This is a genomic window from Pseudomonas sp. IT-P171, from assembly GCF_949767765.1.
Lineage (GTDB): Bacteria > Pseudomonadota > Gammaproteobacteria > Pseudomonadales > Pseudomonadaceae > Aquipseudomonas > Aquipseudomonas fluorescens_B.
In genome coordinates this window covers 21312-46702 of the sequence record NZ_CATKQN010000033.1, presented here as the reverse complement: position 1 = coordinate 46702, position 25391 = coordinate 21312, and the positions used below count along the sequence as shown (strand labels likewise).

24 protein-coding genes and 1 pseudogene are annotated in these 25391 nt (G+C 58.4%); 20 read left to right on the top strand and 5 right to left on the bottom strand.

All coding sequences use genetic code 11. The annotated features are described in order from the left end of the window. Nucleotides 1-28 precede the first annotated feature (28 nt). A pseudogene (locus tag ACM6I5_RS17570) lies at nt 29-1028 on the top strand (alpha/beta hydrolase). Nucleotides 1029-1126: 98 nt separating this feature from the next. Continuing rightward, complete coding sequence (locus ACM6I5_RS17565; protein WP_414884292.1) at nt 1127-1918, top strand: hypothetical protein; 792 nt, start codon at nt 1127-1129, stop codon at nt 1916-1918. A 110-nt stretch (nt 1919-2028) separates the two neighbouring features. On the opposite strand, the gene prmB is transcribed toward ACM6I5_RS17565, so the two are convergent. Then, nucleotides 2029-2937: a 50S ribosomal protein L3 N(5)-glutamine methyltransferase gene (gene prmB, locus ACM6I5_RS17560; protein WP_017339761.1), complete on the bottom strand. Its 909-nt coding sequence runs from the start codon at nt 2935-2937 to the stop codon at nt 2029-2031. A gap of 239 nt (nt 2938-3176) precedes the next feature. Between prmB and ACM6I5_RS17555 the strand changes: the two genes are divergently transcribed. From ACM6I5_RS17555 to ACM6I5_RS17525, 7 genes are all read left to right on the top strand, one after another. Continuing rightward, nucleotides 3177-3767, top strand: a complete 591-nt coding sequence (locus tag ACM6I5_RS17555) for a cysteine hydrolase family protein (RefSeq protein ID WP_017339762.1) — start codon at nt 3177-3179, stop codon at nt 3765-3767. Nucleotides 3768-3898: 131 nt separating this feature from the next. Further along, a complete protein-coding gene (locus ACM6I5_RS17550; protein WP_017339763.1) occupies nt 3899-4219 on the top strand; it encodes a hypothetical protein in 321 nt (106 codons plus the stop codon). An 86-nt stretch (nt 4220-4305) separates the two neighbouring features. Continuing rightward, nucleotides 4306-4863 (top strand): Smr/MutS family protein, encoded by a 558-nt coding sequence (locus ACM6I5_RS17545; protein ID WP_017339764.1) that lies wholly within the window; start codon nt 4306-4308, stop codon nt 4861-4863. Between the two features lie 93 nt (nt 4864-4956). Then, complete coding sequence (locus tag ACM6I5_RS17540) at nt 4957-5691, top strand: XRE family transcriptional regulator (RefSeq protein ID WP_017339765.1); 735 nt, start codon at nt 4957-4959, stop codon at nt 5689-5691. A gap of 309 nt (nt 5692-6000) precedes the next feature. Next, nucleotides 6001-6675 (top strand): polysaccharide lyase family 7 protein, encoded by a 675-nt coding sequence (locus tag ACM6I5_RS17535; RefSeq protein ID WP_084323848.1) that lies wholly within the window; start codon nt 6001-6003, stop codon nt 6673-6675. Between the two features lie 398 nt (nt 6676-7073). After that, nucleotides 7074-7619, top strand: coding sequence for a GTP cyclohydrolase I FolE (folE, locus tag ACM6I5_RS17530; RefSeq protein WP_010456659.1), 546 nt, complete (start codon nt 7074-7076; stop codon nt 7617-7619). Between the two features lie 100 nt (nt 7620-7719). After that, on the top strand, nt 7720-8091 hold the full coding sequence (locus tag ACM6I5_RS17525; protein WP_017339767.1) for a glutathione S-transferase N-terminal domain-containing protein: 372 nt from the start codon (nt 7720-7722) through the stop codon (nt 8089-8091). A gap of 87 nt (nt 8092-8178) precedes the next feature. On the opposite strand, the gene ACM6I5_RS17520 is transcribed toward ACM6I5_RS17525, so the two are convergent. Continuing rightward, entirely contained in the window at nt 8179-9345 is a 1167-nt protein-coding gene (locus ACM6I5_RS17520) for a PLP-dependent aminotransferase family protein (RefSeq protein ID WP_414880084.1), read from the bottom strand. Between the two features lie 82 nt (nt 9346-9427). Between ACM6I5_RS17520 and ACM6I5_RS17515 the strand changes: the two genes are divergently transcribed. The 3 genes from ACM6I5_RS17515 to ACM6I5_RS17505 all read left to right on the top strand — a co-directional run bounded on the left by ACM6I5_RS17515 (nt 9428) and on the right by ACM6I5_RS17505 (nt 12226). After that, complete coding sequence (locus ACM6I5_RS17515; protein ID WP_414884290.1) at nt 9428-9874, top strand: MarR family winged helix-turn-helix transcriptional regulator; 447 nt, start codon at nt 9428-9430, stop codon at nt 9872-9874. Between the two features lie 296 nt (nt 9875-10170). Continuing rightward, nucleotides 10171-11520, top strand: coding sequence for an NCS2 family permease (locus ACM6I5_RS17510; RefSeq protein ID WP_414884288.1), 1350 nt, complete (start codon nt 10171-10173; stop codon nt 11518-11520). A 79-nt stretch (nt 11521-11599) separates the two neighbouring features. Beyond that, on the top strand, nt 11600-12226 hold the full coding sequence (locus ACM6I5_RS17505) for a LysE family translocator (RefSeq protein ID WP_017339771.1): 627 nt from the start codon (nt 11600-11602) through the stop codon (nt 12224-12226). A gap of 193 nt (nt 12227-12419) precedes the next feature. Here ACM6I5_RS17505 and uraH read toward each other — a convergent pair whose 3' ends face one another. Then, a complete protein-coding gene (gene uraH / locus ACM6I5_RS17500; RefSeq protein ID WP_123409019.1) occupies nt 12420-12773 on the bottom strand; it encodes a hydroxyisourate hydrolase in 354 nt (117 codons plus the stop codon). A 420-nt stretch (nt 12774-13193) separates the two neighbouring features. Here uraH and puuE point away from each other — a divergent pair, with 420 nt between their 5' ends. The 8 genes from puuE (at nt 13194) to ACM6I5_RS17460 (ending at nt 21243) form a co-directional block, all read left to right on the top strand. Beyond that, nucleotides 13194-14120, top strand: a complete 927-nt coding sequence (gene puuE, locus ACM6I5_RS17495) for an allantoinase PuuE (RefSeq protein WP_017339773.1) — start codon at nt 13194-13196, stop codon at nt 14118-14120. After that, nucleotides 14117-14632 carry a 2-oxo-4-hydroxy-4-carboxy-5-ureidoimidazoline decarboxylase gene (uraD, locus tag ACM6I5_RS17490; RefSeq protein ID WP_017339774.1) on the top strand — a complete coding sequence of 172 codons (516 nt, stop codon included), beginning with the start codon at nt 14117-14119 and terminating at the stop codon, nt 14630-14632. Before puuE ends, uraD begins: the two co-directional genes overlap by 4 nt. 88 nt (nt 14633-14720) lie before the next feature. Continuing rightward, nucleotides 14721-15716 (top strand): allantoicase, encoded by a 996-nt coding sequence (alc, locus tag ACM6I5_RS17485; RefSeq protein WP_017339775.1) that lies wholly within the window; start codon nt 14721-14723, stop codon nt 15714-15716. Between the two features lie 115 nt (nt 15717-15831). Continuing rightward, complete coding sequence (locus ACM6I5_RS17480; protein ID WP_007898831.1) at nt 15832-16335, top strand: ureidoglycolate lyase; 504 nt, start codon at nt 15832-15834, stop codon at nt 16333-16335. A 50-nt stretch (nt 16336-16385) separates the two neighbouring features. After that, a complete protein-coding gene (locus ACM6I5_RS17475; RefSeq protein WP_414880087.1) occupies nt 16386-17678 on the top strand; it encodes a urate hydroxylase PuuD in 1293 nt (430 codons plus the stop codon). 104 nt (nt 17679-17782) lie between these two features. Then, on the top strand, nt 17783-19141 hold the full coding sequence (locus ACM6I5_RS17470) for a nucleobase:cation symporter-2 family protein (RefSeq protein WP_414884287.1): 1359 nt from the start codon (nt 17783-17785) through the stop codon (nt 19139-19141). A 156-nt stretch (nt 19142-19297) separates the two neighbouring features. Continuing rightward, nucleotides 19298-20083: an outer membrane protein OmpK gene (locus ACM6I5_RS17465; RefSeq protein ID WP_414880089.1), complete on the top strand. Its 786-nt coding sequence runs from the start codon at nt 19298-19300 to the stop codon at nt 20081-20083. A 374-nt stretch (nt 20084-20457) separates the two neighbouring features. Further along, complete coding sequence (locus tag ACM6I5_RS17460) at nt 20458-21243, top strand: outer membrane protein OmpK (RefSeq protein ID WP_017339779.1); 786 nt, start codon at nt 20458-20460, stop codon at nt 21241-21243. 68 nt (nt 21244-21311) lie between these two features. Here the strand turns inward: ACM6I5_RS17460 and ACM6I5_RS17455 are convergent, their stop codons facing one another. Continuing rightward, on the bottom strand, nt 21312-24122 hold the full coding sequence (locus tag ACM6I5_RS17455; RefSeq protein ID WP_414884285.1) for an RHS repeat domain-containing protein: 2811 nt from the start codon (nt 24120-24122) through the stop codon (nt 21312-21314). A gap of 73 nt (nt 24123-24195) precedes the next feature. Beyond that, nucleotides 24196-25365 carry a patatin-like phospholipase family protein gene (locus tag ACM6I5_RS17450; RefSeq protein WP_017339782.1) on the bottom strand — a complete coding sequence of 390 codons (1170 nt, stop codon included), beginning with the start codon at nt 25363-25365 and terminating at the stop codon, nt 24196-24198. Between the last annotated feature and the right edge of the window lie 26 nt (nt 25366-25391).

Here is a 25391-nt window from a genome sequence, read left to right as displayed (position 1 = left end):
CTACCCAAGTAGTTCATCCTCGAACCTTATGGGTGCTCGCGAGTCCAACCGGCACCTTTGTAAATGATGGCGTGATGATGCTGCGAGTTTTAGCCTTGAGCCTTACCTTGTTTACCGGCTTTGTACAGGCCACTGTCCTGCAACGGCCAATCACGCTGGATACCGGCACCGGGGAGCTTTTCGGCTCGCTGTTGCTGCCGAAATCCGACAACCCCGTGCCGGTTGTCCTGATCATTTCCGGCTCCGGTCCTACGGATCGTGACGGCAATAACCCCGACGGTGGGCGCAATGACAGCCTCAAGCGCCTCGCCTGGGTGCTGGCCAAACACAACATTGCCAGCGTGCGTTACGACAAGCGCGGCGTAGCGGCGAGCCTCGCGGCGACCCCGGACGAACGCAACCTGTCGGTGGAAGCCTATGTGGCCGACGCCGAAGCCTGGGGCCGGAAGCTCAAGACCGATCCGCGATTCGGCCAGTTGATCCTGCTGGGCCACAGCGAAGGCGCGTTGATCGCCAGCCTCGCCGCGCCGAGCGTCGATGCCGCGGCGGTGATTTCCATGTCCGGCAGTGCTCGCCCCATCGATCAAGTGCTGCGCCAACAGTTGAGCAATCGCCTGCCACCGCCGCTGATGCTGCGCAGCAATGAGTTGCTCGACAGCCTCAAGGCCGGGAAAACCGACGACAACGTGCCGCCGCAGTTGCAAGTGATTTTCCGCCCGAGTGTGCAGCCGTACCTGATTTCGCTGTTCCGCCAGGACCCGGCGGCGGCGTTTGCCAAACTGAAAATGCCGGCGCTGATCATCCAGGGCAGCAACGACATTCAGGTCGGTGTCGACGATGCCAGGTTGCTCAAGGCGGCGAAACCCGACGCCGAACTGGCACTGATCGACGGCATGAACCACGTCTTGCGCATCGTGCCCAACGACGTCAAACGGCAATTGGCCTCTTATAAAGATCCGCAATTGCCGCTGGCGGCCGAGCTCGGCACGCGAATCCTCGGCTTTATTGACGGACTTCGCTCCAGTTAAGCTCTTTTGCCCTCCAGTCCTGAAAAAAACGGCCGATAAGCCTTTGTCGCCAGCGCCAAGACTGGCGACAAGCTGAGCTTGGACAGGATCTCGCCGTTATGACTGATACCCCGACTTCACCCGACACCACCGCTGAAAAAGACGCACCGCCAGTGGTTGAGCTGCCGTGGGCGGACGTCCACGTCGAGCACCACAAGATGCTCCGCCTGGCGCCGTTGCAGACCGATCGCAATACCGGCGGGCGGCCATTGCGCTTTGTTGAATTCGGCTATGCCGAACGCAACGACAAGCAGCGCAGCCTGTTGCGCATGACCATTTCGCTGCCCGGCCAGCGGGTGCGCAAGGAACAGAATCACCTCGACGTGTGGGTCGATCACACCACCAAGCGCGTGCATTTCGGGCCGGACAGCGGTTTGCAGATCGAACCGATGAACCGTGGCATCGGGCGCTACATGGCGGCCCAGGGCATTACCTGGGCGAAAAAGCGCTGGCCTGGCTACACCGTCGACGGCACTGACCTGAACAACAAGGATGCGCTGAACGAAGACACGCGCCTGCGCCGCGATCGCTTTCTGAAAGCGCATGGTTTTGAGGTGGCGTATGCCGATGCCCAGCATTTGAAGGGCAGCGTCAAAGAAGTGCAGGTAGGCGACCTGCTGGCCGACTGGAACAGCGAGAAACTGCAGCAGGTGGAAATTCTCGAAGCGGCGCAGATGCTCCAGCAGGCCGAGCAGAATCTGGCCGAGCAGGAAGTGAAGCTGAAGAAGCACGAGGAAAAGGTCAGCAAGTACAAGCGTGAAGACGCGGGGCTGCGTTTCACCATTACGTGCCTGGTGGCGTTTGCGGTGTTTCAGGCGGGGTTGCTGATCTGGATTGCGACGCACCGTTGAAGGCGTGAGACCGTGGCGCGACCATTCGCGAGCAAGCCCGCTCTCACAGGGGATTTGTGAACAACGCAAATCCAGTGTGGGAGCGGGCTTGCTCGCGAAGCTTCAGACGATTAAACGCGGGAAGCGAACAACGCCTGATGATCGCGGCACTGCTGCGCCGTCAACATGAACACGCCATGACCGCCGCGCTCGAAATCGAGCCAGGCGAAGTCGACCTCCGGGTATAGCGCCTCGACGTGAACCTGGCTATTGCCCACTTCGACAATCAGCAAGCCCTTCTCGGTCAGGTGATCCGCCGCTTCGGCGAGCATGCGGCGCACCAGGTTCAAACCATCGTCGCCACAGGCCAGGCCCAGCTCGGGTTCGTGCTGGTACTCCTGCGGCATGTCGGCGAAATCCTCGGCATCGACGTAAGGCGGATTCGACACGATCAAGTCAAAGCGCTGCCCCGGCAAACCGTCGAACCCATCGCCCTGAACCGTGTATACCCGCTCATCGGCGCCATGACGCTCGATGTTCTTGTTGGCCACTTCCAGCGCTTCGAACGACAGGTCGGCCAGCACCACTTCGGCGTTCTGGAACTCATAGGCACACGCGATACCGATGCAACCGGACCCGGTGCACAGGTCGAGAATCCGCGCAGGTTCGGCGCCGAGCCACGGTTCGAAACGCTTTTCGATCAGCTCGCCAATCGGTGAACGCGGGACCAACACACGCTCGTCGACAATGAACGACATGCCGCAGAACCAGGCCTCGCCCAGCAGGTAAGCAGTCGGGATGCGTTCCTCGATACGGCGCTTGAGCATGCGCTGCAGTTTGACGATCTCGTCCTCTTCGAGGTTGCAGTCGAGGTAACTGTCAGCAATTTCCCACGGCAGGTGTAACGCGCCCAACACCAGTTGACGGGCTTCGTCCCAGGCGTTGTCGGTCCCATGGCCGAAAAACAGATCCTCCCCATGGAAGTGGCTGACGGCCCAACGGATATGGTCGCGCAGGGTACGAAGACGGGAAGTGATCACGGGGGCAAACTCCAGAAAAAACGACGGGCGATTCTACCAGCCAAAACGCGCCACGACGACGCAGGAAAAACATCGGCTCAGAGGTAGGACACTTCCATTTTTCGCGTTTGCTATTGAACAAAACGAGTATCTTGACAACGCTGCGGGCCAGCAACGACGGCCCCTGCGATGGAAGCGATTCACAGAAGCGCTCAGCCAGAGGACAATGTCGCAAAAGCCCCACCCGAAGGAGCCCCAGAATGTCCGTTCCACAAACGATGTTTCAACTCAGCGGCCGCGGTTACGCAGCAGCCAAACTGGGTCACGCGACCCTTGTCATCATCGATGCCCAGAAAGAATACCTCAGCGGCCCCCTGGCCCTGGTCGGCATGGATGCTGCCGTCGCGAACATCAAGCAACTGGTGAGCGCTGCCCGCGCAGCCGGCCGGCCCATTGTGCATGTACGCCACCTCGGCACCGTCGGCGGGTTGTTCGACCCACAAGGCGAACGCGGTGAGTTCATCCCGGGCCTGGAACCACAGGCCGACGAAACCATCATCGGCAAACTGCTGCCGAGTGCGTTTCACGGCACCGAGCTGCTGGAGCGCTTGCAGAACCTGGGTTCGCTGGACCTGATCGTGTGTGGTTTCATGAGTCATTCCAGCGTCAGCACCACTGTGCGCGCCGCGAAAAACCTGGGCTTTCGTTGCACCTTGGTTGAAGACGCCTGCGCAACCCGCGATTTGCCTTACAAGGGCGGCGTGTTGAGCGCAGACCACGTTCAGCAGACCGAAATGGCGATCATGGCGGATAACTTCGCCACCCTTGCCCTGACTCAAGATCTGATCTGATCGACGCTTGATGAGCGGTTCATGCCGCCGCTCATCCGCAAAAGCCTCTCATTAGCTGTAAATGTCATAGCCTCAGGAACATCCCGGTCAACTCCCGGTCGAAGGGCCGATACCCATTGAGGAAGGTCGGAATGAAGTTATCCGATGGTTTTGACGCACGCCGCTTGCGGCCCAAAGGCCAAAGCAACTGGCGTTTTCGATTCGGCGCAGCCTTTGCTGCCTTGCTGGCGACCTGCGGTGTGTTGCTGGCGATGGCCGGCGCCGCCAGCCTGCTGGGGCGCCCGCCGGCACTCGGCGAACTGAACGCCAGCCCGTTGGGCTCGGCAATCATTCTGGCGGTCGGTCTGTTCCTGCTCTACCTGGGCGTCTGGCTGTGGCGGCGTTGCCGTCGCCGCGCGCGCCAGTCGCGAGAGCTGAACATGTCCCCGCATTTGATGAAAAAACACGACTGAATTGATGGCTCGGCCCGCTTCGGGCCCCAATTGTTATCGATCGTGTCTCGACTTGGGTAAACTGGCCGCCCTTCGCGGAGGCTGACATGCAAGACGACGATTTTTCCCTGTTCAAAAGCGCGATCCAAGGCGTCAAGCCGATCAAGCACGACCGCGCCGAAACCGGCAAACCCAAGGCTGACCGCGCGCAGATCGCCAAGCTGCGCCAGGCTGCCACCGTGCGCACAGACGCCACCACCGTTGACGGTCTGTCCGATCAGTTCGTGATCGACGTGGGCCCGGAAGACGAACTGATGTGGGCGCGCGACGGCGTTCAGGAAAGCCAGATGCGCAAGCTCAAGATCGGGCAGATCCCGTTCGAAGGCAGCCTCGACCTACACGGCATGAGTGTGGAGAAGGCCCGGGAAACCCTCTGGGCGTTCCTGGCCGAAGCGACCAAATTCGAAATCCGCTGCGTGCGCGTCACCCACGGCAAAGCCGTGCGCCTGGACGGCAAGCGGCCAATGATCAAAAGCCACGTCAACACTTGGCTGCGCCAGCATTCACAAGTGCTCGGCTTCACCTCGTGCCAGGCCAGACACGGCGGCGCCGGAGCGGTTTATGTGATGCTTAAACGAACGATGATGGAAGGTCGCGACGAGTAAAGTCGTTGCGCCACGCTGGTTTGGCTTAGGCTGACCACTCAGTACAGGGATCCCGGCTTGCAATGATATGGGAGCTCCCGTAATACTTCGCAGATGGAATTCAAAGATAGACTCAAAACAGCCCGCCAACACGCCAGGCTCAATCAGACCGAGCTGGCCGAGCGCGCAGGGCTGACGCAAACCTCAATCTCCGACCTCGAGCGCGGGAAATCGAAGGCAACAGCCTTTGTTGCCCAGATCGCTTCAGTGTGTGGCGTTTCACCAATGTGGCTGGCTGAAGGTGTCGGTGACATGCTTAAAGGCGTGTCCGATGCCGCTCCGTTGAATCGCCCCCCTCCAGGCATTTCGATGTCAGACATCGAGCCTTGGGACGACAACACCCCCCTGGATGACGATGAGGTGTATGTCCCCTTCCTGCGTGAAGTCGAGCTGGCGGCTGGTTCAGGCCGTTTCGTGATCGCAGAGAACGACAGCACCAGGCTGCGCTTCTTCAAGAAAGACCTGCGTCACAATAACGTGCAGTTCGACAACGCCAAGTGCGTGGTGGTGAGCGGGAACAGCATGCTCCCGGTTCTGCGCGACGGCGCCACCGTTGGCATGAACATCGGTAAGAACTCATTGGGCGACATCGTCGACGGCGACATGTATGCGATCAACCACAACGGCCAACTGCGCGTGAAACAAGTCTACCGACTGCCCACCGGCATCCGCTTGCGCAGCTTCAACCGTGACGAGCATCCGGACGAGGACTACACCTTCGCCGAGATCCAGGAACAGCAGATTGCGATCCTGGGCCATGTCTTTTGGTGGGCAATGTATTCGCGGTGAACCGGATTGCGGTGATGCGTGACGTTCAGTGCCATGACACTCAATACGGCAAATCGACGCCAACAAGTAGCCCGCCAAGTGCGGGCTTTTTTTTGCACCTGAAATATAGGCACGGAATAAAATATGGGAATACCCGTTTACTTGGAATATGGGAAAGCCTATATTTGTTTTCAAGCCAACGGGAAATCGATCGGAGGCTGCCAACTATCACTTCTGCCCATTCACTGAGTGGGCAGTGGGATGTAGGCCTGCATCAAACACAAGGCTCACCAGAGCCAAAAGCGACATCAATGGACTGAGGCAAAAACCATGACTGTAGACATCAGCAACTTCACCATCGCTACCCCGCTGCCAATCTCCGACACCAACCCGATTGCACTTGAGCTCATCGGCTGGCGCGCGCTGATCGAATGCCCCGACGTCATCTCGATGCTTGATGATGGTTCGCTGCAGATGACGGCGCCGACACTTGGAGCCTCGAGCAAGAGCACGCATCGAACTCGCTGTGAGTGGAAGGAGCCAGGTTACTGGCTGTTCTCCAGCGCGGCGGACCACTGGAACCGCCAGGAAATGCGACTGACCAAAGTCAACTCGCTGCAGAAAGTCGTGATTGGCCAGATTCATGTGAAGGGTTCAGAACGACCTCCGGTAAAGGTGTTCTGGAACAAAGGAAAAATCACCATGGGTTTCCGATCAAGCTACCTCCAGGACGATCCGGTCAACTCGACGGTGTTGGAGAACGTACCGCTCGGCGCACTTTTCAAAATCAACATTCACGCCAACTCGAGTGGCGCCGTTTCTGTATCGGCCAGCTGTAACGGCGTCAAATCCACGTCCGCGATCATGCGTCTGGACAACACCTGGGACACGAAAACTCTCGCCTTTCACGGCGGTGTGTATAACCAGATCGATTACTCCGACACCACTGACCCGCTAGACGGTTCTGTCTGCATCATCAGCGACCTGTCGATCACCCACGCCTGATACCACCTGCTCGGCCAGATGAGCAAAACAAGGTTCAGGGAATCATCACTGCTGCAGCCTGGCGACAGGTTGTAGCGGGATGCGGATAAAATCCGACAGGCCCGCGTGAGCGACAAAACACCTACGGACCGCAATGACCGATTTTGGGCTTCGCGCCCGCTGGCAATACAACTGCCGTCACACATACGCTACCATGTGCCCCATGTCGGGGATGAACCCTGCGTTTATTGCCACTCAACTCGGTCTTGGCGTTCAGATATTGCTATCGACCTGCCCCCGATGGAGCAACTCCAGCAGCGATTGGAGTGAACCCGGGAAGCCTGAAAAGAGCTTGATTGGCACACAATTGGTACAGACAGAAACAGTACCCCTCTGAAACCCTTATGGAATCAGCCTCTGTGACACTGGAACAGAATTACACCGCGATTCTCGGCCAATTGGGCGAGGACGTCTCCCGCGAGGGCCTGCTCGACACGCCCAAGCGTGCCGCCAAAGCCATGCAGTACCTCTGCCGCGGCTATGAACAGACACTCGAAGAAGTCACCAACGGTGCCTTGTTCAGCTCTGACAACAGCGAAATGGTGCTGGTGAAAGACATCGAGCTGTACTCGTTGTGCGAACACCACCTGCTGCCGTTTATCGGCAAGGCCCACGTTGCCTACATCCCGAGCGGCAAGGTGCTGGGGCTGTCGAAAGTCGCGCGGATCGTCGATATGTACGCCCGCCGTCTGCAGATCCAGGAAAACCTCAGCCGCCAGATCGCCGATGCGGTCCAGCAAGTCACCGGCGCCCTGGGCGTTGCGGTGGTGATCGAGGCCAAGCACATGTGCATGATGATGCGCGGTGTGGAGAAGCAGAATTCGTCGATGATCACTTCGGTGATGTTGGGTGAGTTCCGCGAAAATGCGGCTACCCGCAGCGAGTTTCTCAGCCTGATCAAATAATTGGCAACACAAGGAAAACCGGCATTCATCGCCGGTTTTTTTTCGTCTGTGAAAAATCAGGTAAGCTGCGCGCCTTCTTTCGCCCCGTGAGGCTTATACCGTGTTCGTAAAAGCGCTTCGTGTCGGCCTTGGCCAACTGATCATCTTCATCGACTTCATCACCCGCCCCGGCAAGAAGCAGCGCCCCGCTGCTGCTCAGGCCCAGATCGAAACGGCCGCCAAAAGCCTGACCCTGTATCAGTTCCACGCCTGCCCGTTCTGCGTGAAAACCCGCCGCACCTTGCGTCGCTTGAACGTGCCAGTGGCGCTGCGTGATGCGAAGAACAACGAGCAGGATCGCCAGGCCCTGCTGGAACAGGGTGGCAAGATCAAGGTGCCGTGCCTGCGCATTGAAGAGAATGGCCAGACCACCTGGATGTATGAATCCAAGGTGATCATTGATTATCTGGATAAGCGGTTTGCGGCAGCCTGAGGTTTTGGCGGTGTCCTTAGGGACGCCACAAAATCCAGACAAATAAAAACCGGCCCAATGGCCGGTTTATTTGTTTCTACCCTCCCCTCAAGCTGCGTTCGCCGCCTGCGCCTGACGCACCACCGCCGCCAATCGCTGCAGCCCTTCATCCAGCCGCGCCGGATCGATATGGCTGAAGTTCAGCCGTAGATGCCCCGGATGGTTATCCGGCTCGGGAAAAAACGGCTCACCCGGCATGAACGCCACATCCGCGACCAACGCTGCCTTGAGCAACGTCCGCGTATCCAGCGGTTGCTTCAATGTCAGCCAGAAAAACAGCCCACCCTGCGGCACGTTCCAATCGGCCAGATCAGAGAAATGGGTTTCCAGCGCCGACTGAAACGCGTCCCGCCGAACCCGGTAGAAGTCCCGCAACTCACTCAGATGCTGCTGGAATTTCTCTGTACCGATCCATTGCAGCGCTTGCCACTGGCCAACGCGATTGGTGTGCAAGTCGGCGGATTGCTTGAGCTTCAGCAAGTGCGGAAACAGGTCAGGACTGGCAATCAGGTAACCGACGCGCAACCCCGGCAACAGGGTTTTCGACACGGTGCCGGTGTAGATCCAGCTGGTCTTTTTCAAACGACTGACGATCGGCGTGGCACTGCCGCCGTCGAATGTCAGCTCGCGGTACGGCTCGTCTTCGATCAGGGTGACACCGAACTCATCCAGCAAGGCTGCCACGGCGTCGCGCTTGGCTTCGCTGTAGCGCACCGCCGATGGGTTCTGAAAGGTCGGGATCAAGTAGATGAACGCAGGGCGGTGCTTTTCCAGGCGCGCGCGCAGTTCCACCAGATTCGGACCATCGGCCTCCAATGGCACGGTGATGCAGTCGGCACCGAACAGTTGAAAGATCTGCAACGCGGCCAGGTATGTCGGCGCTTCAAGCAGGATCTCGGTGCCTTTGTCGATGTAGAGCTTGGCCGCCAGATCGAGGGTCTGCTGGGAACCGCTGACCACCAGCACCTGGCTGGCCTCACACGGCACACCCAATGCTCGAGCCTGCGCCGCCAACGCTTCACGCAGCGCTGGCTCGCCTTCGCTCATGCCGTATTGGCCCATGGACAGCGGCATGTCGGCCCATTCGACGGCTGGCAACATGGCTTCGGCCGGCAGGCCGCCGGCGAACGACATCACTTCCGGCCGTTGGGCTGCGGCAAGGATTTCACGGATCAGAGAACTTTTAAGGCGCGAGACACGTTCGGAAAAAGCCATGGGGGTCACCGGTAGCGAGGCCAGAGGGAAATAAGTCAAACTGGTTGACCGAAATTACGATAACCCGAACGGATACGTCAACATGCTTGACCTTAAAAATCCAATTTCCCAACAGCAGGCCATGGAAGCGTTTTTCTTCGGCTACCAGGCGTTTACCGCCAAGGCCGACGAAATGCTCGAGCGTCGCGGCTTGAGCCGGGTGCATCAACGCATCGTGTTTTTCATCGCCCGCTACCCGAACCTGAGCGTCAAGGAATTGCTGGCGTTGTTGGGTGTGAGCAAGCAGGCGTTGAACATTCCGTTGCGGCAGTTGGTGGAAATGCATCTGGTGGACAGCGTTGCGTCCGAGACCGACAAGCGTAAACGGTTGCTGCAACTGACCGAGGATGGCGCACGGTTTGAGCAGTCGTTGCGGCGCGAGCAAGTGAAATTGCTGGAGCGGGTGTTCGCCGAGGCTGGGGAGGTGGCGGTGAATGGGTGGTTGGCGGTGAATCTGGCTCTTGGGAAAAGTCAGGCTGTTGTTGATTGACTGTTCTGCCCCCATCGCCAGCAGGCTGCTCCCACAGTGATCTGTGGTTTACACAGAACCTGTGGGAGCCAGCCTGCTGGCGATGAGGCCCTCGAAGCCCATATATCCCTATCAGCGAACTTTTCGTCTACAAAATCAAAAACATTATTTGCATTATTTGTATACAAAAGCATAATCCACTGCGTGCGAGTTCCTGACCAACAGGTCAACAAATTCGCGAATGCCTCAAAGGGCCGCTGCCACCCTCATGGGTCCGGCCCTGGAAATAACAATAAAACTCTTGAGGAGTACTCGCTGTGGAAAGCCGCAAATCCGAAGCCCCGACGCTCGAACTCTCGCCGCCATTACGCAATGGCTGGCTGGAGCGCATCTTCAAACTCAGCTTGCACGGCACCACGGTGAAGACCGAGCTGATTGCCGGTCTGACAACCTTTATCACCATGGCTTACATCATCTTCGTCAACCCCAACATCATGGCTGACGCCGGGATCGATCACGGCGCCGCGTTCGTAGCTACCTGTATCGCCGCCGCGCTGGGCTGCCTGCTGATGGGCCTGTACGCCAACTGGCCGGTCGGCCTGGCGCCGGGGATGGGCTTGAACGCCTTCTTCACCTACACCGTGGTCGGCACCATGGGCTACAACTGGGAGACCGCCCTTGGCGCGGTGTTTGTTTCCGGGGTGTTGTTCATGATCCTGACCTTTTCCAAGATCCGTGAATGGCTGCTCAACAGCATTCCGGTGAGCCTGCGCTATGCGATGGGCGCGGGGGTCGGTTTGTTTCTCGGGCTGATCGGCTTGAAAACCGCCGGTATCGTCGTCGATAGCCCGGCCACCCTGATCAAGCTTGGCTCGTTGCGCGAACCTGGACCGCTGCTGGCCGCCATCTGCTTCCTGATGATCGCCGTGCTCAGCTACCACAAGGTGTTCGGTGCGATCCTCATCAGCATCATCACCGTGACGCTGGCCGGTTGGGGCCTGGGCCTGGTGCATTACGAAGGGATCATGTCGGCACCGCCGAGCCTGGCACCGACCTGGATGGCCATGAACGTCGCCGGCGTGTTCAACGTCAGCATGATCAGCGTGGTGCTGGCCTTCCTCTTCGTGCACATGTTCGACACCGCCGGCACCCTGATGGGCGTCGCCCAGCGCGCCAACCTGGTGAATGCGGACGGCCGGATTGAAAACCTTTCCCGTGCCATGAAAGCCGATAGCGCCTCCAGCGTATTCGGGGCGGTAGTGGGTGTTCCTCCGGTAACAAGCTATGTGGAGAGTGCCGCGGGCGTCGCCGCGGGTGGTCGGACTGGTCTTACCGCAGTGACCGTAGGTGTGCTATTTATTGCAGCCATGTTTTTCGCCCCGCTGGCTGGCATGATCCCTGCCTATGCCACCGCCGGCGCGCTGATTTATGTAGCAATGCTGATGATGGGTGGCATGGCGCACATTGAATGGGACGAAGCGACCGACAGCATTCCGGCGATCGTCACCGCGATCATGATGCCGCTGACCTTCTCGGTCGCCGACGGAATTGCGCTGGGCTTCATCACCTATGTGGCGCTGAAGGCCGGCACCGGCAAGTACAAGGAAATTTCCGTCAGTCTGTGGGTGCTTTGCGCGATCTTCATTGCCAAGTTCATTTTCTTGTAAGCCGTACACGATTCAAAAACAGTGATTCAAAACAGCCTCACCCCGTCGGGTGAGGCTTTTGTGCAAATGGAGGAAAGTGATGAGTCTGGAAACCTGGCTGCTGTTCAGCGGCGCTGCGCTGGTGGTGATCCTGATCCCGGGGCCCCTGTCTTTGCTGATGATCAGCAACAGTCTGAATTACGGCTTGCGTCGTTCTTACCCGGCGTTTCTGGGTGGCGTGTTTGCTTCGATCTGTTTGCTCAGTGCGTCGGCACTGGGGTTGGGCGCGTTGTTGCTGGCGTCGGAACAGCTGTTCAGCGCGCTGAAAATCGTCGGTGCGTTGTACCTGTTCTACCTCGCCTGGCAGAGCTGGCAGCAGTCGCGCCTGCCATCGGTCGGCGCTGAAGTGCCTCAGGCTGCGCCGGTTCCACGCTTCCGTGCCCTGTTCGGGCGCGCGTTCATGTTGGGTGCCAGTAATCCGAAAGACATTCTGTTCTTTGCCGCTTTCCTGCCGCAGTTCTTGAGCGCCGAGCAACCGTTCCTTCCGCAGTTGCTGGTAATGATCGCGACCTGGACCGTGCTGGATCTGCTGTGCAAATTGGCTTACGGGCTCGGTGCGCATGGTGCGGCGCGGTATCTGCGCAGTGGCAAGGGGCAGAGCTGGTTTAACCGGGTGAGTGCGGGGTTGTTCAGTGGTGCAGGGGCTGCGTCGCTGTTGAGCCGTTAAAGACCAAAGCTCGCAGCCTCCTTGCACTCGACAGCTCCTACAAGAGGAATGCGTTTCCATGTAGGCACTGTCGAGTGCAAGGAGGCTGCGAGATTTTTTCTACAGGCAAAAAAAAGCCCGCAGTGTGAGCGGGCGAAAGACCAAAGAAGCTATATGCGCAGTCGCTTCTCGGAGGAGGCAGCTGCTTGGGGGATCAGCTGCCGCGGTACGTGGAATAGCTGTAGGGCGAAATCAGCAGCGGCACGTGATAGTGATCCTGCTCCGCAGAGATGCCGAAACGCAGCACCACCACATCCAGGAACGCAGGCGTAGGCAACTGAACGCCACGGGCGCGGTAGTAATCGCCCGCATGAAACTGAACCTGATAGACCCCGCTGCGGTAGTCATCGCCCTGCAGCAACGGAGCATCGACACGGCCATCGCTGTTGGTGATCGCGCTGGCGACCAATTCCAGTTGCGAGCCCTCAACGCGGTACAGCTCGACCTTGATCGAGCTGCCCGGGCAACCGTGTGCAGCGTCCAAAACGTGTGTAGTCAAACGTCCCATTGATTCTGCGCGCCTGCCTGCGTGGAGCAGTCAGACCTCGCGCCTCCTGAAGTCAGTTGAAAAGGAGACCGCACCGATTCGGAGCACGAAAAGCTGCGGCGAGCGACTGATTAAGACACTTTTCATAAAAATTGTACACAATAAAAACGACATTTTTCGCCTGACTACCGCCATTCCGGATTTGCCAGCGAATCCGCGGGTAAACCATGCGACCCGAGGACCTTCCATCCATTAGCTGACCAATCAGGCAGGTTTCTTGCAATAACCTGTGAAGATGACAGTTGATGAAAAATGCGAAAATTCAGGCTTACAAAGTGGATATAAAGTTGTATACAATCAGCCCATCGCTGTGACGCCAGCCTGACTTCCCACTTGCAGGCACGCCACACAAACTGTCAACGAACAAGAAGGAAGACTGCAGTGAGCGCTGACTACCCACGCGACCTGATCGGTTACGGCAGTAACCCTCCTCACCCACACTGGCCGGGCAATGCCCGCATCGCCCTGTCCTTCGTCCTGAATTACGAAGAAGGTGGCGAGCGCAACATCCTGCACGGCGATAAAGAATCCGAAGCCTTCCTGTCGGAGATGGTCTCGGCGCAGCCGCTGCAAGGCGAGCGCAACATGAGCATGGAATCCCTTTACGAGTATGGCAGCCGTGCCGGCGTCTGGCGGGTTCTGAAACTGTTCAAGGAATTCGACATTCCGCTGACCATCTTCGCCGTGGCCATGGCCGCCCAGCGTCACCCGGACGTGATCCGTGCGATGGTCGATGCCGGCCATGAAATCTGCAGCCACGGTTACCGCTGGATCGACTACCAGTACATGGACGAAGCGCAGGAACGCGAGCACATGCTCGAAGCGATCCGCGTCCTCACCGAAATCACCGGCGAACGCCCACTGGGCTGGTACACCGGTCGCACCGGCCCGAACACCCGTCGCCTGGTGATGGAAGAAGGCGGTTTCCTCTACGACAGCGACACCTACGACGATGACCTGCCCTACTGGGAACCGAACAACCCGACCGGCAAGCCGCACCTGGTGATCCCCTACACCCTGGACACCAACGACATGCGCTTCACCCAGGTCCAGGGGTTCAACAAGGGCGACGATTTCTTCGAATACCTGAAAGACGCGTTCGACGTGCTGTACGCCGAAGGCGCCGAAGCGCCGAAAATGCTCTCGATCGGTCTGCACTGCCGCCTGATCGGCCGTCCAGCCCGACTGGCCTCGCTCAAGCGCTTTATCGAATACGCTAAAAGTCATGAACAGGTGTGGTTCAGCCGCCGCGTCGACATCGCTCGCCACTGGCACGAAACCCACCCGTACCAAGGGGCTGCAAAATGAGCCAGTTCCAGACACTGAAACCCTCGACCCTGAGCCGCGACGCATTCGTCGCCGCTTTCGCCGACATCTACGAACATTCGCCATGGGTGGCCGAGAAGGCCTTCGACCTGGGCCAGGACGCCTCGATCGACGAGATCGAAACCCTGCACCAGCGCATGAGCGACATCCTGTTGAGCGCCGATCAGCAAAGCCAACTGGCCCTGATCAACGCTCACCCGGACCTGGCCGGCAAAGCTGCCGTTCAGGGCCAACTCACCGAAGCCAGCACCAATGAACAGGCTGGCGCCGGTATTCACCAATGCACGGCCGAAGAGTTCCAGCGCTTCACCGAGCTGAACGACGCCTACAAGGCCAAGTTCAAGTTTCCCTTCATCATGGCGGTAAAAGGCAGCAACCGGCATCAGATCCTCGCGGCGTTCGAAACGCGCATTCACAACTCGGCAGATACCGAATTCAAATGCGCGCTGGCGGAGATCAACAAGATCGCCCTGTTCCGATTACTGACCCTATAGCGACCTTGGCCCGAGCGACACTGAACGCATACATCGCCCAGGGCCCTGAGAGCATCCCAAGCCAACTAATTAAAGGCAGACAAGAAGAATGAAAGCTTACGCCGTACCTTTCGAGAAGTTCGTCAACCTGGCCGACGCCCGCCTGGGCACCAAAATCATCTCGGTCACCGATGACTGGTTCGCAGACGCCAACCGTCTGTTCCAACCGACCCCGGCCGTGTGGAAGGAGGGCGTGTTCGATGACAACGGCAAGTGGATGGACGGCTGGGAGTCGCGCCGCAAGCGCTTCGAAGGCTACGACAGCGCCGTGATCCGCCTGGGCGTGCCCGGCTCGATCAAAGGCGTGGACATCGACACTTCATTCTTCACCGGCAACTTCCCGCCGTCGGCCTCCCTGGAAGCCTGCTTCCTCGCTTCGGGCGAACCGGACGAAAACACTCAGTGGACTGAAGTACTGTCGGCCGTCGAGCTCCAAGGCAACAGCCATCACTATCACGAAATCAATAACGACCAGGCCTTCAGCCACCTGCGCTTCAACATCTATCCGGATGGTGGCGTGGCCCGTCTGCGTGTGTACGGCATTCCGTTCCGCGACTGGTCCGCTGTCGGCGACAACGAGCAGGTCGACCTGGCCGCAGCCCTGAACGGTGGCCGCGCCCTCGCCTGCTCCGACGAACACTTCGGCCGCATGAGCAACATCCTCAACCCGGGCCGTGGCATCAACATGGGCGACGGCTGGGAAACCGCACGTCGCCGTACGCCGGGCAATGACTGGGTGATCGTCGCGCTGGGTCATGCCGGCGAGATCGAAAAAGTCATCGTCGACACCCTGCACTTCAAGGGCAACTACCCGGACACGTGCTCGATCCAGGGCGCGTTCGTCAAGGGCGGCACCGACAGCCAGATCGAAACCCAATCGCTGTTCTGGCGTGAACTGCTGCCGGCGCAGAAACTGGAAATGCACGCCGAACACACCTTCGCCGAGCAGATCAAGGCACTGGGCCCGATCACCCATATCCGCCTGAACGTGTTCCCGGACGGCGGTGTGAGTCGCCTGCGCGTATTGGGCAAGGTCGCTAAATAAGCGCAAACCCATCGCCAGCGGGCTGGCTCCCACATTTGGAATGCGTTCCCCTGTGGGAGCCAGCCTGCTGGCGATAGCAACAGAACCAACAACACAGAATCCGGATAAAAACAGCATGCGCACACTGACGATTGAACCGCTGACCAAAGAAGCCTTCGCCCCTTTCGGTGACGTGATCGAAACCGACGGCAGCGATCACTTCATGATCAACAACGGTTCGACCATGCGCTTTCACAAACTGGCGACGGTGGAAACCGCCACGCCAGAGGACAAGGCGATCATCAGCATTTTCCGCGCCGACGCGCAGGACATGCCGTTGACCGTCTGCATGCTGGAGCGTCACCCGCTGGGCAGCCAGGCTTTCATTCCGCTGCTCGGCAACCCCTTTCTGATCGTGGTCGCGCCACTTGGCGATGAACCTGTATCAGGCTTGGTCCGCGCCTTCGTCACCAACGGCAGGCAGGGCATTAATTACCATCGCGGCGTTTGGCACCATCCGGTGCTGACGATCGAAAAGCGGGATGACTTCCTGGTGGTTGATCGCAGTGGCACAGGCAATAACTGCGATGAGCATTTTTTCAAAGAGGATGAACGTTTGATCCTCGCCCCCCACCAATAAGAGAAGGTCTGATCACTCGACAACAGAGTGACAGGCGAGAGGTAAAGACTGTGGAAGCACATCTGTTGGAATGGCTGAACCTGAGCGTGCGCTGGGTTCACATGATTACTGGCGTGGCCTGGATCGGTGCGTCGTTCTACTTCGTCTGGCTGGAGAACAACCTCAACCGGGTCAACCCGAAAAGCGGTCTGGCTGGAGATTTGTGGGCGATCCACGGCGGCGGTATCTACCACCTGGAAAAATACAAACTGGCCCCACCGACCATGCCGGACAACCTGCACTGGTTCAAATGGGAGGCCTACTTCACCTGGCTGTCGGGGATCGCGCTGCTGTGCGTGGTGTTCTACTCCAACCCGACGCTATATCTCTTGGCACCAGGCAGCAGCCTGACCGGCCCTGAAGGTGTTGCCCTGGGCATCGCTTCGTTGTTCGTCGGCTGGTTCGTCTACTCCTTCCTCTGCGACTCGGCCCTGGGCAAACGCCCTGCCCTGCTCGGTTTCATCCTGTTCGTGCTGATCATTGGCGCCGCCTACGGCTTCAGCAAAGTGTTCAGCGGTCGTGGTGCGTATCTGCACGTCGGCGCGATCATCGGCACCATCATGGTCGGCAACGTGTTCCGCATCATCATGCCGGCGCAACGCGCACTGGTGGCGGCGATCGCCGAGAACCGCACGCCGGATCCGGCGCTGCCGGCCAAAGGCTTGCTGCGTTCACGGCACAACAACTACTTCACCTTGCCGGTGCTGTTCATCATGATCAGCAACCACTTCCCGAGCACCTACGGCAGCCAGTACAACTGGCTGATCCTGGCCGGGATCGCGGTGCTGGCAGTGTTGGTGCGTCACTACTTCAACACCCGTCATGACAGCCACAAGTTTGCCTGGACCCTGCCCGTCGCTGCCGTGGGCATGATCTGCCTGGCTTACGTCACCGGCCCGGCGCAGATGCCGAGCGCACCGGAAGTGGCGAAGGCTCCTGGCACCATCGAGTACCAGCCGTTGCCGGAAACCGCCGTCGGCGGGGGGGCCAAACCCGCAGTCGCGAAACCTGCTGAAGCACCGGTACAGGCGTCAAACGCCGGCCCGAGTTTCGACAAGGTGCACAGCGTGATCCAGGAACGTTGCTCGGTCTGCCACTCGGCCAAACCGACCAGCCCGCTGTTCAGTGCAGCACCGGCCGGCGTGATGTTCGACACCCCCGAGCAGATCCGCCAGAACGCGGCGCGCATCCAGGCACAAGCCGTCACCAGCCAGATCATGCCACTGGGCAACATCACCCAGATGACCCAGCAGGAACGTGACCTGATCGGCGCGTGGATTGTTCAGGGAGCTCCGACCAACTAAGCGTTGAAAAGCTTCGCGGGCGATCCGACTTGCCCGCGAATGACCGCGCCGCGGTCAACCCTGATGCACAAAATCACAAGAATAAAAAAGATCCGAGGTGTTGCATGTCCGAGCTATCCGAAGCGCGCATCCCCGACGCACCCGCCATTCAGCGTTTGCCCCTTTTGCAACTGATCCTGGTCGGTCTGCAACATGTTTTGCTGATGTACGGCGGCGCCATCGCGGTGCCGCTGATCATCGGGCAGGCCGCAGGCCTGAGTCGTGAAGAAATAGCCTTCCTGATCAATGCCGACCTGCTGGTGGCCGGCATCGCCACCATCGTCCAGTCGCTGGGCATCGGCCCGATGGGCATTCGCATGCCGGTGATGATGGGCGCCAGTTTCGCCGCGGTCGGCAGCATGGTCGCCATGGCCGGCATGCCCGGCATCGGTCTGCAGGGGATCTTCGGCGCGACCATTGCCGCCGGCTTCTTCGGCATGATAATCGCGCCGTTCATGTCCAAAGTCGTGCGTTTCTTTCCCCCTCTGGTAACGGGCACCGTCATCACCTCGATCGGCTTGTCGCTGTTCCCCGTGGCCGTCAACTGGGCAGGCGGCGGTGCGGGTGCCGCTCAGTTCGGTTCACCGATTTACCTGGCCATCGCCGCACTGGTGCTGGCCACCATCCTGTTGGTCCATCGTTTCATGCGCGGTTTCTGGGTCAATATTTCGGTGTTGATCGGCATGTGCCTCGGCTATGCGATCTGTGGTGTGATCGGCATGGTCGACCTCAGCGGCATGGCACAGGCGCCATGGGTGCAGATCGTCACACCGCTGCATTTCGGTATGCCGAAGTTTGAACTCGCACCGATCCTGTCGATGTGCCTGGTGGTGGTGATCATCTTCGTCGAGTCCACCGGGATGTTCCTCGCACTGGGCAAAATCACCGGCCAGGACGTCTGCCCACGGATGCTGCGTCGCGGCTTGTTGTGTGATGCCGGCGCGTCGTTTTTCGCCGGGTTCTTCAACACCTTCACCCACTCCTCGTTCGCGCAGAACATCGGCCTGGTGCAGATGACCGGCGTGCGCTGCCGCTCGGTGACCATCGTTGCCGGCGGCTTGCTGATCGTGCTGAGCCTGCTGCCCAAGGCAGCGTTCCTCGTGGCCTCGATTCCGCCAGCGGTATTGGGCGGTGCAGCCATTGCGATGTTCGGCATGGTCGCCGCCACCGGAATCAAGATTCTTCAGGAAGCCGACATCGGTGACCGTCGAAACCAGTTGCTGGTGGCGGTGAGCATCGGCATGGGATTGATACCGGTGGTGCGTCCGGAGTTTTTTGCGCACCTGCCACTGTGGATGAGTCCGATCACTCACAGCGGCATCGCCATGGCGACGTTGAGCGCGCTGGCGCTGAACCTGCTGTTCAACATCCTCGGCGGCCGCGAACGCGCGGCGATCAACGACTGCCACGCGCACCCGCACTGATCGAACTCTGTGGCGAGGGGATTTATCCCCGCTGGGTCGCGAAGCGGCCCCAGCATTCTCTCAAGCAAACCGCATTCGCCTGTTTTACGGCTGCTTCGCAGCCGAACGGGGATAAATCCCCTCGCCACGAACAATAAAAACAAGAGGGAGCAACAGATGATTCGGACACAAAAAAACATGCTGTTGGCCGGCGGCCTGTTGGCCGCGAGCCAAGCCATGGCCGGCGATCTGCTGCTGTGGCAGACCAACAGCCTGAGCTATCTGTATGGCAAGGATTTCGCGGTCAACCCGTCGATCCAGCAGACGATAACTTTCGAACACGCCGACCGCTGGAAGTACGGCGACAACTTCCTGTTCGTCGACAGCACTTACTACAACGGCGAGAAAGACCGGAATAAAGGGGTGCACGCCTATTACGGCGAGTTCAGTCCACGCCTGTCTTTGGGCAAAATCCTCGACCGCCGTTTCGAATTCGGCCCGATCAAGGACGTGTTGCTGGCCATGACCTACGAGAATGGCGAAGACGACACCGAGGCCTATCTGATCGGCCCCGGTTTCGACCTCGCGGTACCGGGTTTCAACTATTTCACCTTGAACTTCTATAACCGCCAGACCGAAGGCTCGCGCCCCGGCGACGATGTCTGGCAGATCACGCCGGCCTGGTCCTACACCCTGCCAGTGGGCAATTCGAGCCTGTTGATCGACGGCTATATCGACTGGGTCGTGGATAACGACCAGAACTCACATGGCACCTACCACGCCAACCTGCACTTGAACCCACAGATCAAATATGACCTGGGGAAGTCCTTGGGCTGGCGGGAGAAACAAGTGTACGTCGGCGTCGAATACAGCTACTGGAAAGACAAATACGGCATCGAAAACAACGCCAACTTCGACACGAATGAGAACACCACCAGCCTGCTGGTGAAGGTGCACTTTTAAGATGACCCGCAACCGTGCTCCAAACCTGTCGTCGGTGCGCTGTTGCGGGGCACTTGAGACCTGGCCAAGGAGTCAGTATTCTCCGCGGCCGCCCGAATCCGCTTTAAAAAAAAGCCCGGATTTAATTCCTGACCAGAAAGCCAACTTATCCCGGCCCTGGACGGTAACAAGGCATTCCAACCCCCCTCTCAATCGACGGCTCTTGAGCCGCCGAACGGGAGTTTTTTTGCTTTTCGAAAGCCTTGGCGCAGCGCTTGCCGACAGCACTGAAGCTCACCGATTGGATGATTTTTTAACGCTACAGATAAAGGCGCCACACCAGAGCGCCGATCTTAAAAAAACAACGTGAAACACCTACTTTTGGGAGCAACCGAATGAAACGTACGTGCACTAGCCTGATGCTGGCGGGATCCTTGCTGGCCGGAGGCCAGGCCATGGCCGGCGACTTGCTGCAATGGCAGAACAACAGCCTGACCTACCTGTATGGCAAGGACTTCCAGGTCAACCCGCGCATTCAGCAGACCGTGACTTTCGAACACGCCGATGGATGGAAATACGGGGATAACTTCTTCTTCGTCGACAAGATCTTCTACAACGGCGAAAAGGATTTCAACGTCGGCCCGAACACCTATTACGGGGAATTCAGCCCACGTATTTCCCTGGGCAAGGTCCTGGACCAGAAGATAGGGTTCGGTCCGGTCAAAGACGTGCTGCTGGCCATGACCTACGAGTTCGGTGAAGGCGATACCGAGTCCTACCTGATCGGTCCGGGTTTCGACCTGGCGATCCCGGGCTTCGATTACTTCCAGCTGAACTTCTACAACCGTCAGACCGAAGGCCCACGCGCCGGGGATAACGTCTGGCAGATCACCCCGGTCTGGTCCTACACCATTCCCGTGGGTGACTCGAACATCCTGATCGACGGTTTCATGGACTGGGTGGTCGACAACGATTCGAACTCAAAAGGCGACTACCACGCCAACCTGCACTTTAATCCGCAGGTTAAGTACGACTTGGGTAAAGCACTGAACATTGGCGAGAAGCAGTTGTATGTGGGGGTGGAATACGACTACTGGAAAAACAAGTACGGAATTGAAGACAGCCAGTACTTCAAGACTGATCAGAGCACGACGAGTTTCTTGGTGAAGTTTCACTTCTGATCAAAACTGATTAATAGATATCGCCCGGCAGCCAAGATACCGGGCGAACATCTTCGACGTCGCCGACCTTAGTAGTAAGCGCTTAGAAGCCGCTTCGATGAATTCCCTAAGCGTTGCTCAAAAACATCAAAATCAATAGGTTCTCCCGTACGCATATCGAAGACATTGTCCGGTAAAACGATCGTTGACCCAAAAGTTCCATTACCCACCGCTATCTTCGGAGGGGTCACTTCTTTCATTGAAACCTTTACATAGCTTTGCTTCTGCCCCTCAAGCAATACATCCAATAGTTCTACGGACATAATTTCAAACGCTGCACCGGGATTTGCCAGTGACTCAGATTCATAGAAAGGATAACCGCTTCGCGGGGATAAAGGAGATATGGGCTTAGGACTAAAATGCTGATTGACTTCAAAAATCACAGAAGTCTCGTCAAACTTACGATTTTCATCATTTGAGTGAAATCCCGCAAATTCTGCGGCAACGATAGGATTTTCGGTAAAAGAGGCGAAATCAGTATTGATCAATATATTCCCGACCCCCAATCGACCTTGCCTGAAAAAAGCACCCGACGTCCCTCTGCGCCCTGATCCCCCCCGATACAGTGTTACATCACCGGTGTGAGGAAGCGCGCTAACTATATCAGCCAAGTCATAAACGCGAGATACATTGTCGCTTGCCACGCGAGCATCTTTAGGAAAATAACTCTCGGAATACTCTCTCTCTTCCCCTAACCTTAGGTAGTCATTGACAAAGTACCCTGAGTCCGCAGCATAAGCCTCCAGATAAGTACGCTCATGCTTATCCGGAACTATATTTGACTCCTTTAGCAAAATTGTCTGTCGTGCACTTACAGCCGCCCCTTTAGTTTCCCTTGCTTTTTCATGATTGCTTACAAGAAGAAGATCATTAAAATCTGTCCCCGACAAACCATCCACGTCCTTGAGCGTCAGCGGGTTATTTAAGACATATCCAAATAAATTCAAACCGTTTACAAACCAGGCAGGATCTGGACTCACCCACCGCTGCAACCACGGTGCGCAGTACCGATACCCATAATAATAAAGCCCCGTCGCATCCCGCTCTTTACCCGAATAACGAATCGTCTTGTACTTGCCTTCCGTCTCGCTTGCCCCCGCCCACAACGCCGTCCCGCCAAACGCGTAATAAACCTCCCGACTCAGCACGCCACCCTGTTCATCCAACTCCAGCGTGCTGGAATTCAGGTGATTGCTCAGGCAAAACCGCAGCTGGTTATCAGGAACATCGCGAGGCAACTTCGTAACCCAGTGCAAGGCTCGAACCTGACTGCGCCCGGTTTCGACACTCACGACGTGCCGTTCTTCGCCAGTCGCCGAATCACGATGAATTTCCAGCCCCGGCAAGTAGAGAACTTCCGCCCGCAACGTACGACTCGCAGCCTGGGTCAGTCGGACCTTTCGCAGTCGATGCCCGGGACTGTCGTAGCAATAACATTCGGTATCGTCAGGGCCGTCGCCACGCCTGACCAGCGTGACCCGGCTTAACTGATTGCGAATGTCCCAACCCATCTTTTGGCCGCGCAACAACGCCAGTTGATTGCCATTGGCGTCGAAGCCATCGACCAGATTGGCTTTATCCGCAACACTGCGATTGCTGTCTGGCGAGGTAAACATCTCGAAGGTTTCTGCACCGCTGTGATGGCGGGTTTGCAGATTACCTGCTGCGTCGTAGTTGAAGGTCTGGATGTAATTGCGCAACTGGCTGGGATCCAGCGGCGTGGTTTGCCACGACGGCAACGCTGGGCCGTAGCTCGGCTGACTGACTTCGCTGCCGGTGGCTTCGATCAGTTGGTGAAGGCTGTCGTAGGTATAGCTACAGACCGGATCGATTCGCTGATTGTTGAAATGACGCGTCAGTTGAGCCTTGTCTTCGATGCTGGTGATGTTGCCCATCGGATCATATGCATAATTAAAATCCTGAAGCGGCTTGCCCTCGACATTGCAAGATTGCAATTGCAGGAGGCGCCCGTCTTCACCTGCGTAACGGGCGGTGGTGGTGACGCCATTTCCAGCGCATTCGCTGACGACCCCGCCCAAGGCGTCGTAGCGGATCTCACTGACCAGCAAACGCGGCTCTTCCAAGGGCCCTGCCAGCTTCAGTCGGGCCTCACGTAATTGCCCTGCCCGGTCGTAAGTGAACGATCTGACGTTATCCATGGCATCAGTCTGACTGCGCATCTCCCCCAAAGGACCGTACAGCTGCGTCGTCTCGAACACTTCGTCTTCCAGTCCGGCATCGGCGAACGCGGACGACCAATCCGGCGGCTCCAGATCGCGCAGGAAACGCATTCGCTCCGACAGCAGCAAACCACCCACACCGTATTCGCAGAGGCGCCGACTGCCGGCCGGGTGGTCATGGCAGATCAGTTGTCCGCATTGGTTATGAACGGCGAACTCGTCATCGGCAGCACCATAGGTGAACCGATCAGATACCCGCGGCAGCTCGTCTGCCATCTGCTCAGTAACAGTTATTGCACGCTGAAGCTGATCGAATTCAGTGTGACGTTGACCGCCGCGACCATCCCAGGACGAGCAAACCGCATCCGCCTGATTAAACAAACTCAGTCGCCAACCGGCATCGACGCTGTCCACCAACAATGGCCGGCCCTGCAAATCGAATCCGGATTGAAGATTGGGTTTGGGTGCTGTTAACCACAGCCGTGGGTCCCAGGCAGCGAATGGCCGCCCGGCAGGATCGAAGTGGTTACGGGTAATGCGCGTATCAATCGATGTGTTCAGCGGATGACGACAATAAGCGACATTTCGCACCGCCAACACGCGCGGGTCCGTCACCGTCACTGTTGGCGTGTGAGCATCGATCCATTGCGCAGCAGCCATCTTGCAACCCTCTGCCGGAGGGCTTCAATCTGATCGTAGAGGCAAGTAAATGTCTACTGTCACGCCTGACAGCTCAAGCGACTTCAGGCACCGTTAGCCCAAGAAACCGACTCAACTCATCCCGCTTGGCCAATGCATCCCGCCGCCCCAGATCAATCAACTCGCTGCAATACCCCGCCTCGAACAGCAAGTAACTCAACACCCCCGCCCCGCTGGTCTTGGTCGCCCCCGGCCCGCGCAGGAACAGACGCAACGCCGCCGGTAACTCCTGACGGTGACGCGCAGCAATTTCATCAATCGGCTGGCTCGGCGAAATCACCAACACCTCCACCGGCGCTACGCCGAGCGCACGGGTCGGCGTGCCATCGGGCATCAGGTGACTGAACTGGTTCAGGCGCTGCAGCAACTCGATGTCGCTTTCCAGGCTGTCAATGAACGTACTGTTGAGCATGTGCCCGCCGATCTGCGCGAGCGTCGGTTGCTGGCCGGTGTAGGCGCGTTGCAGCGGTTGCTCGGGGTCAACGCCGCGTGGGTTGCCGCTGACGCCCACCACCAGCACGCGATTGGCGCCCAGGTGCAGGGCCGGGCTGATCGGCGCGGATTGGCGTACCGCGCCGTCGCCGAAATATTCTTCGCCGATTTTCACCGGGGCAAACAGTAATGGGATGGCGGAGCTGGCGAGCAAATGGTCGACGGTCAATTGCGTCGGCACGCCGATTCGCCGATGACGCAACCAGGCGTCGATGGTGCCCCCGCCCTCATAGAACGTCACGGCTTGTCCGGATTCATAGCCAAACGCGGTGACCGCGACGGCCTGCAACTGCTTGTGCGCGATGGCGTCGGCGATGCCGGTCATTTGCAGTTTGTCGTTGAGCAACCCGCGCAGCGGCGAGCTGTTGAGCAAGGCCACCGGCACCTGAGCGCCGATGCCGAGCAAACTGTGGCTGACAAACCGACTGGCCTGATGAATCACCCCCGGCCAATCGCTGCGCAACACCAGGTGACTGCGGAAACCCTGCCAGAAGGCTGTCAGACGCTCGATCGCGCCCCGGAAATCCATCGCACCGCTGGCCAGACTGACGGCGTTGATCGCCCCGGCCGAGGTGCCGACGATTACCGGGAACGGATTGTCTGCCCCCAGCGGCAGCAGTTCGGCAATCGCCGCCAATACGCCGACCTGATAAGCCGCCCGAGCCCCGCCGCCGGAAAGAATCAACCCTGTAACCGGTTCAGCAGGACTCATCGCAACGCTCCATGGTGCTTGATGGG